The following is a 13,916-nucleotide window of genomic DNA, read 5'->3' on the forward strand; positions in this document are numbered from 1 at the left end:
ATTATGAGAATCATTCTTGCTGGATTAATCGGCAGAAATATCTTCAAATAAAACCGAAGATAAATAACGTTCACCGGCATCCGGTAAAATCACCACAATGGTTTTGCCTGCATTTTCAGGACGTTCTGCCAGTTGAGCTGCTGCTGCCATTGCCGCACCACTTGAGATTCCAACCAAAATACCTTCATGGGTTGCGGTTTTACGCGCCCATTCAATCGCGGCTGAACTGTCAATTGCAATGACTTCATCCACCAAGTCTAAATCCAGATTTTTTGGGATAAAGTTTGCGCCAATACCCTGTATTTTATGCGGTCCCGGAGTCAGCGCTTCACCACGTTTGGCTTGTCCGATAATTGGAGATTCAGCCGGTTCAACTGCGACTGAATAAAGCGCTTGATTTTTCACTTGCTCAAAATAGCGTGAAATACCAGAAATGGTCCCGCCTGTGCCCACGCCTGAAACTAAAATATCAACCTTACCGCCAGTAGCTTCCCAAATTTCAGGACCGGTGGTCTGTTCATGAATTTTAGGGTTGGCCGGGTTTTCAAATTGCTGCGGTAAATAATACAGTTCCGGTTGTTCAGTGGCCAAACGTACGGCTTCATCCACTGCACCTTTCATGCCTTTAGCCGGCTCAGTCAGGATCAGATTTGCACCAAATGCTTTTAACACTTTACGACGTTCAACACTCATACTTGCAGGCATGGTCAACGTAATGTCATAACCTTTTGCCGCAGCCACGAATGCCAGTGCAATCCCGGTATTACCACTGGTCGGCTCTATAATATGCATGCCGGGTTTAAGCAAACCTTTTTCTTCAGCATCTGCAATTAAAGCGGCACCAACACGACATTTCACGGAAAATGCAGGATTACGGCTTTCAATTTTACCCAGTACCGTGGCAGGTGCAGAAATTGAACGGTTAATGCGAATTAATGGGGTGTTGCCAATTGATTCAGCATTATTACTATAAACCGCAATGCCTAGATTATTTGGTGTTTGAAATGCAGAATCTGTACTCATTTTAACTCCTTGAGCGATCTTTTGATTTTAATGCCATTTATTTATCATAAGCCATTTAGACCGTGAAGATAAGTTTTTCTATTTCAATTTTTTCTTTTTAGTCCTAAAAAATAAAGACTTTTCCAGATTATATCGCCGTGGTTTCTCTTAAATCGTTACAACTTAAATGACTTATTTGTCATCAATAGGATTTGTATTTATCCTTGTTATTGCACACAATATCCCTCAAATGAAAACTGATTTTAGGGAAGCAAATGTCTAATAAGGGTTATAGCCGATTCTATCGACAATTTACACAGAAAATCCTCGATAAAATCGTGACTCCTCAAGTCTTAGGCAATACTGAAGAATTAGAAAAAAATATAGAAGATCAGCTTGATAAAAAATTGATTTGTTATGTCTTACAAGATGCTTCACTCAGCAATACGGTATTAATCGATACTGAAGCGAAAGCACGTAAACTGCCTTCAGTTTTTGCGCCATTAACGATTCAGCAGTTTAAAGAAGATGACTCGATTCTGGCTTTAAATGTGCCGAGTTCGAAAAATGAGGCTTATCATTATTCAGCCAAACTGATTCGCCTGATTGAAGTTTTAGACAATTACCCAGAATACGATATTGAACTGGTGCCGGTAACCGTTTTATGGGGTCGTTCACCTGAATATGAGGGTTCTTGGTTTAAAGCCTTATTTTCCGATGCTTGGTCCACCCCATCCAAATTAAAACAAGCCTTGAATATTTCATTATATAGTCGTGAAAACTACATTGAATTTCATAAGCCAATTTCTCTTAAATCAGCGATTGAAAAAGCCAAAATTGAGCATCCTAACTTTTCTCCTGCCCATTCGATTGTTAAAGAACTCAATACTAATTTTAATAAACACAAAGAAGCCATTTTAGGGCCCGATTTATCCGACCGTCGCAATTTGATTAATAAGTTAATGAAAACCGAAACGGTTCAGGATGCCATTCGCAAAGAAAGTATTGATGATAAAATTAGTATGTTTGAAGCGGAAAATCGTGCCAAAGGTTATTTAACCGAAGTGGTTTCGGATTTTTCCTATTCAACTTTACGTTTTGCGGAACTTGCCCTGACCAAATTATGGACGCAACTTTATGACGGGATTGAAGTGCATAATTTCGATACGGTACGGGAGTTGGCCAAGGATTATGAAATTGTCTATACCCCATGCCATCGCAGTCATATCGATTATTTGCTGCTATCTTATGTGATTTTTAACCGTGGACTCATGGTTCCGCATATTGCTGCAGGAATAAATTTAAACCTGCCGATTGTGGGTCAAATCATGCGTGGTGGCGGTGCCTATTTTATTCGCCGTACCTTTAGTGACAATGAACTTTATACTTCAGTTTTTAAAGAGTATTTACACAGTCTTTTATCACGTAACACACCTTTGGAATACTTTATTGAAGGTGGACGTTCGCGCACAGGATTATTGTTGCCACCTAAAAAAGGCATGCTTTCGATGACGGTTCAAAGTCACTTACGCGGCGCGACCAAACCGATTGCTTTTATTCCGACCTATTTTGGTTATGAAAAGCTGATGGAAGGCACCTCGTACTTAAATGAACTCAATGGTAAACCCAAGGAAGCCGAATCGATCTGGGGCATTTTAAGTTCAGCGCGTAAAATTGAAAAAGTTTTTGGACAGGTTCATGTTAATTTCGGCGAACCTATTTTTCTCGATAAAATATTAACTGCGAATCAGGCAGATCAAATCAAATTAAATATTGATGATGAATTACCGCAACCCGTAGTTCAGACTGTCAATCAAGTCGCCAGTTCAATCTTAGAAAATATTAATAAAGCTGTTGTAGTGAATCCGATTTCATTGATTTCATTGATTTTACTTAATGTTGAAAATCATGCTTTAACTGAAAATGCTTTAATATCGCAGATTGATCAATATCGTCAGTTATTAAATAAAACAAAATATGATCAAAGAATGATGATGACGGAATTATCCAGTGCTGAAATTATTCAATATGCTCAAAAATTAAAACAGGTTGAAACTTTTAATCAAAATAATGAAAACTGGATTCGTGTTGCTGAAAGCCAAAAAATTCTGTTAAGTTATTTTAGTAACAATATTCTGCATTGTTTTATTATGCCGGCATTAATTGCCAAGCTAATTCAATCTTATAAAAAGATTTCAAGTCATTATTTAATCGATACCGTTAAAAATATGTATCCCTATTTTAAAGAAGAGTTTTTCTTAAAATGGAATCTGGAAGAATTAGAAAGTGAAATTGTATTAATTTTAAATAGTTTAGAACAATTGGGCTGGATTATTAAACAAGATAATACAGTCTCGATTGCATTAGATGAACAGATGCAAAATAAGTTGTTATCATTGGCACATCTGTCTGATTCTAGCCTAAATAATATGATGATGATTTCAGGATTGCTCAAGCAGTACGCTCCTACTCAATCGCTGACCATGAAAGCGTTAGAGAAAATGGGTAAAGCAGTATTGCAAAAACTTTTCCAGACTCAAAAAATTCAATCTGGCTATTATTTTGACAGTGCAACCTTAAAAAGTTTTATTTCTATACTGAAACAAAACAGTTTATTAAAAATTCAAGATGACTATTTTGTTATTAGTGATGATTTTGAAGATAAAATGTCAGCTATTTTTAACTGGTATAATCTTGATACTCGTCAAGCCATTATCCAAGCACTTCATTTTAATGAAAAAGAATTAAAACAATTTAAACAAGCGATAAAAAAATAAGATTAATTTATTTTTTACAATAAAATAAGGCATGGAGTTTAAACTCCATGCCTTATTTATTTATATATTTTATTCATATAAGAATATTTGATATTTAGCTTCATTAAAAACCATTGAAAATATAACTTTTTACTAATGTATTCAATTATACAACCCTTATACTGCATATATTACTGATGAGTAGTATGGAAATGCTGTATGAACACCGATCTTGAAATTGCGTCTATGCATGATTCTGTCGATATTGTTGTCACAATATTAAAATCACTTGCCAATACAGATCGCCTTGTTATTTTATGTCATCTGGCTAAACAGGAACTTAATGTTTCGCAAATTGAAGAAAAGACTCAAATTAATCAACCCACCCTATCTCAACAGCTGATGATGTTACGCAAAAGTGATGTGGTTTCCACCCGTCGTGAGGGTAAACAGATTTTCTATTCCATTAAAGATGAAAAACTGGTTCAAGTTTTAAATACGCTCTATCAACTCTACTGCCCTAAAATTTTAATTTAATTCTATAAATATCATTAAATTAAAGAGATAAATCCATCATGCTAAGACTTCTTAGCATTTTTTATGCATAATATATCTAAAATAGTGATTTAGCTTTAGATATGTCAGATTTAAATTCTCGCTTAACAAGATTATTGCCTGCTTGGCAGTGGCTGCACAAATATAACCAAGCTAAATTTAAATCAGATCTTCTTTCTGCACTGATTGTCATTGCAATGCTGGTTCCGCAAGGTATGGCTTATGCCATGCTTGCAGGCTTACCGCCGATTATGGGCTTGTATGCCAGCATTCTGCCGATGATCATTTACGCCATGGTCGGTGGCAGCCCTACGCTATCGATCGGTCCGGTGGCGATTATTTCGATGATGACTTTTGCCACTTTAAATCCCTTATTTGAAGTCGGCTCTCCGGTTTATATACAAGCTGCCTGTCTGCTTGCAGTAATGGTCGGAGTGATTTCATTATTGCTCGGAATATTTAGATTTGGCTTTCTGATTCAATTGATTAGTCATCCAGTGATTAAAAGTTTCATTATTGCTTCCGCTTTGCTGATTGCTTTAGGTCAATTTAAATTTCTGGTTGATGTCCCTTTAAAAGCCAATAATATCCCTGAATTCCTGTTCAGCTTTTGGCAATACATTCGCTATAGCAATATTCAAACCTTCATTTTTGGCATGTTTGCCTTACTCTTTCTCATCTATCTGCCTAAAGTTTTAGGTTCCAATGCCGTCAAGAGCCGCATCGGTTCTACAGCTTTTATCTCTAAAGCCTTGCCATTGGTACTGGTGGTGGTTTCAATTGCTGCCGTTTATTTTCTGAATTTACAAGAAATCGGGATTAAAACCGTCGGAGACGTTCCTTCAGGATTCCCGCCGATCACGATGCCGTTCTGGAATATGGATTTGGTCATCACGCTATTACCGGGTGCTGCGATGATCGCCATGATTAGTTTTGTCGAGTCTTTATCCATCGCTCAAGCGACTGCTTTACAACAGCGTAGTAATCTAAATAGCAACCAGGAACTGATTGCCTTAGGTTTAGCCAATTTAAGTGCCGGTCTGAGCTCTGCCTTTCCTGTCACCGGCAGTCTGTCTCGAACTGTGGTTAATGCGGACTCGGGTGCTAAAACGCCAATGGCGGGGGTATTTTCCTCGCTGCTGATTGTTGTGGTCAGTCTTTATTTCACCGGTTTTTTTCGTGATTTACCTTTGGCTATTTTGGCAGCCACCATTATTGTCTCTATCTGGAAGCTGGTCGATTTCAAACCTTTTATTGAAACTTGGCGTTATTCAAAAGCAGATGGTATTGCCATGTGGATTACCTTTTTTGGCGTGATCTGCATCGATATTTCTACCGGTTTAATCATCGGTATAGTCTCCACCTTTATGCTTTTATTATGGCGGATTAGTCGCCCCCATATTGCGGTGATTGGCTTGGTTGAAGGTACGCAGCATTTTAGAAATGTACAACGTCATCCGGTAATGACCTGTTCAAAAGTCATTTCCATCCGTATTGATGAAAACCTCACTTTTCTAAATGCCAATACTTTAAAAGGTTTTTTAATTAATACAGTGAGTCAAAATAAAAATTTAGAACATGTGGTGATCAATTGTTCGAGTATTAGCACAATTGACCTGAGTGCATTAGAGATGCTGGAAGATATCAATGCTGACTTTATAAAAATCAATATCAAATTGCATTTTTCTGAAATCAAGGGTCCAGTGATGGACAAATTACAGCATTCAAAACTGTTAAAGCATTTAAGTGGTCAGATTTTTCTCTCTCACTTTCAAGCCATGCAAGAACTTTCCCCTGAAGTTTTTCTAAATGAATAAGATCAATACCCACTCTAAATCAAACAGGTTTATCCATCACCATTGACTGGAGTAAATTGGGTTAATGGTGATGGATAGGTGAAGAAATGCAGGAAGATTTCAGCCCCATAATGACGCTTTGAATCCTTTGGATGATAAATATATTTCAAGTTTTGACCTTAGAAAAATATTTAAAAATAGAAATATCAACTTTAAAAATAAGTATTTAGTTTTTATATAAAAATTATTTTTTAGCAGCCACTATTTTAGGTATAAAATGGCGAGCATATTTGTGAATTTTTTTAGTCCTCGTATTTGTAACAAGGCACCCTTATGTTCTCTGCTTTAATGCGTTTGAGTTTAGTCTCCCGAATTATTATCGCCATTATTTTAGGTATTGGTGTTGCTGTCTTGTTCCCCAATGTGGCTCCCTACTTAAGCCTGTTGGGTGACTTGTTTATTAAAGCGCTTAAATCTGTTGCTCCTATATTGGTTTTTGTCTTGGTTTTATCGTCCATTGCTAATTTTAAAGTTGGGCATGGCGCTAAAATCAAACCCATTATCGTGATGTATGCTGTGGGTATGTTCTTGGCTGCGTTAAGTGCAGTGATTGCGAGTATCATTTTTCCGAGTACCCTATTTCTGGATATTCCCGCAGAAACCAACTTGCAACCACCCGGCAGCTTGATTGAAATTTTAAAGAATCTGCTGTTAAGTTTTGTGGCAAACCCTGTTGTTGCAATCAGTGAAGCGAACTTTATTGGCATTTTGGCCTGGGCCGTTGCTTTGGGTACCGCATTCCGTCATGCCAGTGACAGCACCAAAGTATTGCTTACCGACGCTGCAAATGCGGTAAACACCGTGATTCGTCTGGTGATTAATTTTGCACCGATAGGTATTTTTGGTCTGGTGGCGGTAACCGTTGCAGAAGCCGGATTAAGTACTTTTGAAAGTTACGCACAATTATTGGCCGTGCTGATTGGCACAATGTTCTTTGTGGCCTTGGTGGTGAATCCGGTTATGGTCGCCTTTGTTACCCGTGCAAATCCGTATCCGCTGGTGTTTAAATGTCTACGTGAAAGCGGCATTACCGCCTTCTTCACCCGAAGCTCAGCAGCAAATATTCCAGTGAATCTGGATTTAGCCAGACGTTTAGGCGTGAATGAATCTACGGCAAATGTGGCCATTCCCCTTGGTGCGACCATTAATATGGCCGGTGCTTCAGTCACTATTACAGTGCTGAGTCTGGCTGCTGTGAATACTTTAGGGATTCCGGTTGATTTCACTACCATGCTGGTTTTATCGGTTCTTGCAACTGTTTCAGCCTGTGGTGCTTCAGGTGTTGCTGGCGGTTCTCTGCTGCTTATTCCAGTGGCGTGCGGTTTATTCGGCATTAGTTCAGATATTGCGATGCAAGTCGTTGCCATTGGTATGGTTATCAGTGTATTGCAAGATTCAACAGAAACAGCATTAAATTCTTCTACAGATGTGTTATTTACTGCTGCTGTAGACCGTGGTTTAGATTAAGATAGTCATTATTAAGAATTTTTTTATGACATTATGCCTCTTCAAACTTTACCGCTTTGGGTTCAATTAGGTGCTTTTCTTCTTGCCGTAAATGCAGGAATGATTAATGTCCTCGGACTGGTGACCGTTTTGCATCAGTCCGTTTCGCATATGACCGGCAATGTCAGCATGTTGGCCATGGCTTTACTGCACTGGCAACCTGATCATATCGTCTATTTGGGCCTGGTTGTCCTATGTTATGTGATCGGTTCATGTTATAGCGGATTGATACTGGGAAATAGCCACTTTAGCTTAGGGCGCCGTTATGGTTTGCCTTTAAGCCTGGTGGCTTTGTTCATTTTGCTGTGCTGGTTTCTATTGCCCTATTTTCCACGCTATGCCTTGCTTTGGGCATGTGTGGCGATGGGCGTACAAAATGCCATGTTCAGTCATTATAAAGGCACAATTATTCGGACCACCCATTTATCTGGTGTTTTGACCGATTTAGGTTTAGCGTTAGGTTATCGCTTACGTGGTTTAGAGATAGATCGCAGACGGATTATTCTGCATTTAGCCATTTTTTTTGGATTTTTCATCGGTGGTTTAGTTGCCAGCATGATTTATCCTTATTTAAAATTAGATTCATTCCTTGTCCCTGCGCTGCTGAGCTGGACGCTTAGCATCGTATATTGGATTATTTATTTTCGTTATCGACGTATTCAAGAGTAGTTTCGGAATTTATTATGGTCAAAAATGCATTACAGGCTCAATTGCTAAAAGCCGGTTTAGTCGATAATAAAAAGGCTAAAAAACTGTCTAAACAGGCAGTTCATGAACAACGTACTGGACAAAGCAACGAAGCCGAATTGAAAGCGAAAATTGCACAAGATAAGCAAGAAAAACTCGCGAAAGATCAAGCTCTGGATTTAGAGAAAAAACGTCTGTTGCAGGGTAAAGAATTAAAAGCTGCCATTGTTCAAATGATCAATCAGCATAAAATTCACCACATTGATGGCGACGTGTCTTATCAGTTTATTGACGAAGCTAAAATCAAAAAGATTTATCTCAATCAGCAAATTTATAATGCGCTGGTTTCAGGTTCATTGGTGATTGCCAAAGAAAGCGAATCTTATGCAGTTTTACCTAAAGCCTTGGCAGATCGGATTAATGACAAAATGGAAGGCTTCATTATTGTGAATAATTCTGAGAAGAATGAACAAATTACCGATGAAGAAGATCCATATGCAGCGTATGTGATCCCTGATGATTTGATGTGGTAAGTTCGCTTATCTGGCCTTAAAAATAGCAATGCCAATAGGTTTATTGGCATTGCTGCTAAAATTAAAAATAAACTTAAAAAAATTGTTAAAGATACTCGCAGTCTAATCTCAACATTCTAAAAGGTCGTTAATTCAGTTTGAGTTCATGTAGCTAAAACGTTACCGATTACAATGATAAAAGCATAACTCTATAAACTATAAAGAATTTTTAAATCTCTATCTTGAGGATGTACTTTTGCAGCATTTTGCTTTTATCCAGAATATTCAGGATTGGTCAGATCAATATCCATGGTTAGAGATGCTGACCTCTTTAAGTATCTTGATTTTACTGGCGGTTCTGGCAAACTTTATTGCCAAGCAAGTGGTGGTTCGGGGTATTCGCAAGCTCGTTTCAAAGATGAAATGGGCTAATTCGAGTGTTTTTGCTGAGCATAGCGTCATCAGCCGTATTTCAAATATTGTGCCTGCAATCGTCATTATGAACGGCATCGTGACAATTCCGCACATTTCAGGAAAAGTGGTCACCTTGGTTCAGATGGGTGCACAAGCCTTTATTTTTCTGACTCTGGCGTTGGCCATCAGTGAATTTTTAAGTATCTTCAACCTGATCTATCAGCGTAATCCAAAATCAAGAAATAAGCCGATTAAGGGTTATTTACAACTGGTTAAAATGATTATCTTTATTGTCTGTGGCTTGATGATTTTAGGCACATTTCTGAAAAAAGATGTCTTTACCTTGCTGGCAGGCTTTGGTGCCATGGCTGCGGTGCTGATGTTGGTATTCCAAAATACCATTCTGTCTTTAGTGGCTTCAGTGCAGATTTCATCTTATGACATGGTGCGTATTGGTGACTGGATTGAAATGCCGACTCTGAATGCAGATGGTGATGTCATTGATATGTCATTACATACCATTACCGTGCAGAACTTTGACAAGACTTTTACCACCATTCCGACCAATAAACTGGTGACGGATACCTTTAAAAACTGGCGTGGTATGGCTTCTGCCGGTGTACGACGCATCAAACGCTCAATCTATATTGATCAGAGTAGCGTGCATTTTATGAATGAAGCTGAACTGCAAAAACTCAAAGAGTTTTTATTGCTCGATCAATACTTAAATACCAAACATAATGAACTGGCAAGCTTTAATCAGCAATTATCCAATCAGGCTTCATATAATCAGCGTCGTTTAACCAACTTAGGGACATTTCGTGCCTATGTGGAATTTTACTTAAACCAGCATCCCGGTATCGCGCAAAATCAATCTTTAATTATTCGCCAATTACAACCGACCAGTGAAGGTTTGCCACTGGAAGTTTATGCTTTTACCAACACCACGGTATGGAAAGATTATGAGGCGATACAATCGGATATCTTTGATCATCTGATTGCAATTATTCCAGAATTTGGTTTGAAAGTTTATCAAGCGCCTTCTGGTGCTGATTTTAAGCAATTCTCTGCTATTTCAGCGGCGAGAGCACAACCCAATCATTCATCGGTTTAAGCTTTAAAATAAAGCGTGGTTGTCGGAATTGAAAACAATGCTTTATTTATGAAAATCAGTTATGAGTTATATTTTTATAAGCGTTAAGCAGATGTAATTACTTTAAATGACGAACTGATTATGATTTAAAAAACCCCTCAATAGAGGGGTTTTTATTGCTTTTATTTTTCTTATTTTAAATAACAACAGTTTTAAAGACCTGAATTCAAGATTTTAAACAGGAAATATATCAGCCTTTAATTTCAGGAATTTACCAGTTTTTACTGAGGCTGCTTCAATAAATTTGAGTATTGAAGATGCTGGTTGGGTTGATCAAGCTGTGGATTAGGAGGCGTATATCCCTTCTGATCGTTCGGCCTTTGAGAGAATTCAATGTGTAGGTTCGGTTGATCCAGTTGCGGATCTTGGGGTTGGTTATTCATGTTTAATTCCGTCTTTTCAGATTGTGAATCTATATCAACTCAATTACAACACTAGCAATTTACCCTTTTTTTTACTTTATCTCAGGCTAACTCTGTGTCAATTTACTTCATTGTAAACCGACAGCACTTTATATTACTGATTCCCAATTAAACCTTTAAAATCACGTTCACAATTGTTACCTAAAATCACATGTCTTTAATATTAAGAGCAGCATTAAAAATAACTTCACTTATATTAAGTTCAGAATTATTTAATACTGAGACTTCCAAATAAATGTCAGCTAAGATCAAAGCGAGTAAATAACGACTGTATAAATTAGAACTCTGGCGGTTGAAAAAATCATTTAGTAAATATGATCACGTGGAGCTTGCAAAAATTAGCCCTCACTTGAGAGCCAGTCTAAAAACATGAGGATTAATTAAACAGGTTTCAACTTCTACATTGAGTACTTAAGCAAAAAAAGCCAACCTTTTAAAATTAAAAAGACTGGCTTAAATTTAATTGAGATTATTGAATAGCTGCTAGGGACGTAAACGATTCCATGCATCACGTGAAGCGTGTTTAGCTTCTTCCCAAGAGAGTCGTGATTCTGCTTTTGATTGTTCCCATTTAGACCGAAGATCGGGTTCTACATCTTCAAACCTTTTGGATGAATCATAGGTAGATAAATCCTCATAACCTACTCGATAGGCATGCCGATAATCGCGATCATAGTCCAAATCCGGATAAGTATTTTGCAAGGACTTATAATAGGGTTGATGAGCACTGTTTTCACGCCAATAGGTATCTTCAACAGTGGGATCTATCGCTTCACCTGCTGTACTGCCAGCTATACCTCCCACTATGGCACCCAATGCTCCACCGACAATAGCTCCGATTGGACCACCCGCACTGCCGATTGCGGCACCTGCAGCAGCTGCACCTGCAGCCCCTACACCTGTGCCCACTGGATGTGGATCTCGCTCATCAGTGTGTGTATCAGCATTTAAATCCTTTCTTATCTGATTTGGATTGTTGTTATTACGATCATCATCAGGGTTGACCATCTTTTTTCTCCTTATCACATTATGGTGTTTAGGGAAAATGGCTGGTTCTAGCCAGTTTCACTTCTCACGATTTATCTTCAAAAAACGTCTAATTTAAATGTATTGCTGTTGATCAGCTTTTACATCAATGTACCGCTTCTACGCACTTGAGCTTATTTTGTGCAGAGGGCTAAGCAGTGTATTACTTTGCCTATTCTTTAAATCTCCCATATTTTCATTTTTATTTCTTTCATATAGGGAATAAAGAATAACTGCAATAATTACAACGACTATGACAGCGATTATGATTTTTACATCTTTTGAGTTCATATTATTCTTCCCTTTTGATAAATAATGAAACAATAAATCTGGTAAAACCTTGAACCCCGAGATAAACCCTGCATAACAATTAATATTCAGCGAGCAGAAGATCAAAGTTTTATTTGGGTTGTTTATCAGGATGTTCTTGTTGATGATCGTTTTGTTGATTTGGTTGTTTTTGTGGGTTTTCTTTATCTGGTTCTTGAGTAATCATCGTCATTTATATTTACCTCCTACAATAGGTAGTTTGATATATAATGCCCAAATTCTGACTTTATTTATTAACTTTACTCTTTATATTTCATGCACCAATTCTTCATCTGTTTCAATTTCCTTCAATGTAAATTTTATAAATCTATCTTCTTGATCCATAATTAAAACTTAAAAAATTTATTAACATTTATTACTAAAAGCATCACAAGATTTAAGCAACAAACCACCAAATAATTCAATAATTCAATACCAAACATAGTGAACTGGAAAGCTTTAATCAGTAATTGTCGAATCAGGCGTCTTATAATCAGCGAGGTTTAACCCATTTAGGGACATTTCGAGCCTATGTGGGATTTTACTTAAAACAGTATCTAGTTATCGCGCAAAATCAGTCTTTAATTATTCGCCAATTACAATTGACCAGTGAAAGTTTGCCAGTTGAGATTTACGCGTTTACAAACACCACGGTATGGAAAGATTATGAGGCGATCCAATCGGATATTTTTGATCATCTGATTGCGATTATTCCAGAGTTTGGTTTGAAAGTTTATCAAGCACCCTCAGGCGCTGACTTAAAGGAATCATTGAATGTTTCTTAAAGCCAATGAATAAAATAAAAGCCTGAAACTGCATGCAGTTTCAGGCTTTTTAATGGTGTAAATTTATTGCTTGAGAATTTAAATTATGAGTACAGAAATAAAAAAGTGCTAAACACGCACCAACATCAGATGATATGTGTAGCGTTATACGCTCAGCCCGCTTGAGAAGATTGATGCAGCTCTATGATTTCTTGGATTATTCTTTGAAAATTATGTCCGAGGTCAGACTGATCTTCCCAGATACTTTTACCGTTGAGCAGCATGTTCTGATAAGCCTGATCCTCATAGATTATCGTATTCAAAAACTGAGTGCCGGGCATATTCTTAAGCAAGTCCTGATTTTGTATCAACTCTGAAAGTTGATGCTGATCAGGAAGCTTATTTAATACAGTATAAACTTTTAATTGAGTATTATATTGTGCGATCCCAATCGCCAATTGCACCAGTTCGGTTTCAAGCTGAATATCTTCTGGATTGATCGAATTGGGAATGATCAGCTTATCGGCATGTTTCAGGACTGAACGTAAGGCGGGTGTATCTTGGCCATCAATATCGACGACTATATGATCAAAACGCTGTTTTACCATTTCCAGACGATGATCCAGACTATGACCATCCTGCATTGCTATATCCAGATGCTCAAAAGAAAATAGTTTATCTGACTGATTCGCCCATTCATAATCATGACCTTCAAGATTGGCATCTATCAGCATTACGGAGCTTTGGCCACGTAAAGATTTAGTCAAATGTACCGCTATCGTGGTTTTTCCTGAACCTCGTTTACGGCTGGCCACTACCCAAATACTCATATCCAATTTCTCTCACGTGTAATTCTTTTCATTATGAAAAATGGTTTAAATCTTAATATAATTATGAGTTTAGAATTACGTATCTATGATGAAATGTAAAGTCTGATTTTGATAATATTTTGTG

At 37.6% G+C, this 13,916-nt stretch carries 10 protein-coding genes and 1 pseudogene; 8 read left to right on the forward strand and 3 right to left on the reverse strand.

Annotated features, from left to right (window positions below):
- Nucleotides 1-24: 24 nt before the first annotated feature.
- Nucleotides 25-1,023 (reverse strand): cysteine synthase A, encoded by a 999-nt coding sequence (gene cysK, locus AY606_RS08965; RefSeq protein ID WP_067867246.1) that lies wholly within the window; start codon nucleotides 1,021-1,023, stop codon nucleotides 25-27.
- Nucleotides 1,024-1,277: 254 nt separating this feature from the next.
- Between cysK and plsB the strand changes: the two genes are divergently transcribed.
- The 7 genes from plsB (at nucleotide 1,278) to AY606_RS09000 (ending at nucleotide 10,402) form a co-directional block, all read left to right on the forward strand.
- Nucleotides 1,278-3,779, forward strand: coding sequence for a glycerol-3-phosphate 1-O-acyltransferase PlsB (gene plsB, locus AY606_RS08970; RefSeq protein WP_067867248.1), 2,502 nt, complete (start codon nucleotides 1,278-1,280; stop codon nucleotides 3,777-3,779).
- 198 nt (nucleotides 3,780-3,977) lie between these two features.
- Entirely contained in the window at nucleotides 3,978-4,295 is a 318-nt protein-coding gene (locus tag AY606_RS08975; protein WP_067867249.1) for an ArsR/SmtB family transcription factor, read from the forward strand.
- Nucleotides 4,296-4,396: 101 nt separating this feature from the next.
- Nucleotides 4,397-6,130, forward strand: coding sequence for a SulP family inorganic anion transporter (locus tag AY606_RS08980; protein WP_067867251.1), 1,734 nt, complete (start codon nucleotides 4,397-4,399; stop codon nucleotides 6,128-6,130).
- A gap of 312 nt (nucleotides 6,131-6,442) precedes the next feature.
- A complete protein-coding gene (gene sstT / locus AY606_RS08985; protein WP_067867253.1) occupies nucleotides 6,443-7,636 on the forward strand; it encodes a serine/threonine transporter SstT in 1,194 nt (397 codons plus the stop codon).
- 33 nt (nucleotides 7,637-7,669) lie between these two features.
- Nucleotides 7,670-8,344, forward strand: a complete 675-nt coding sequence (locus tag AY606_RS08990; RefSeq protein WP_067867255.1) for a YoaK family protein — start codon at nucleotides 7,670-7,672, stop codon at nucleotides 8,342-8,344.
- 14 nt (nucleotides 8,345-8,358) lie between these two features.
- The gene (locus AY606_RS08995; RefSeq protein WP_067867257.1) at nucleotides 8,359-8,895 is read left to right on the forward strand and encodes a DUF2058 domain-containing protein; all 537 of its coding nucleotides are present in this window, start codon (nucleotides 8,359-8,361) and stop codon (nucleotides 8,893-8,895) included.
- 235 nt (nucleotides 8,896-9,130) lie between these two features.
- Nucleotides 9,131-10,402: a mechanosensitive ion channel family protein gene (locus AY606_RS09000; RefSeq protein WP_067867259.1), complete on the forward strand. Its 1,272-nt coding sequence runs from the start codon at nucleotides 9,131-9,133 to the stop codon at nucleotides 10,400-10,402.
- Between the two features lie 944 nt (nucleotides 10,403-11,346).
- On the opposite strand, the gene AY606_RS09005 is transcribed toward AY606_RS09000, so the two are convergent.
- The gene (locus AY606_RS09005; RefSeq protein WP_067867261.1) at nucleotides 11,347-11,871 is read right to left on the reverse strand and encodes a hypothetical protein; all 525 of its coding nucleotides are present in this window, start codon (nucleotides 11,869-11,871) and stop codon (nucleotides 11,347-11,349) included.
- A gap of 758 nt (nucleotides 11,872-12,629) precedes the next feature.
- Here AY606_RS09005 and AY606_RS09010 point away from each other — a divergent pair.
- Nucleotides 12,630-12,983: pseudogene (locus AY606_RS09010) on the forward strand (mechanosensitive ion channel family protein); the annotation flags it as partial.
- Between the two features lie 152 nt (nucleotides 12,984-13,135).
- Here the strand turns inward: AY606_RS09010 and AY606_RS09015 are convergent.
- Nucleotides 13,136-13,792: a division plane positioning ATPase MipZ gene (locus AY606_RS09015; protein ID WP_067867265.1), complete on the reverse strand. Its 657-nt coding sequence runs from the start codon at nucleotides 13,790-13,792 to the stop codon at nucleotides 13,136-13,138.
- Nucleotides 13,793-13,916 lie beyond the last annotated feature (124 nt).

It is taken from the genome of Acinetobacter sp. SFB (genome assembly GCF_001647545.1).
Taxonomy (GTDB): domain Bacteria; phylum Pseudomonadota; class Gammaproteobacteria; order Pseudomonadales; family Moraxellaceae; genus Acinetobacter.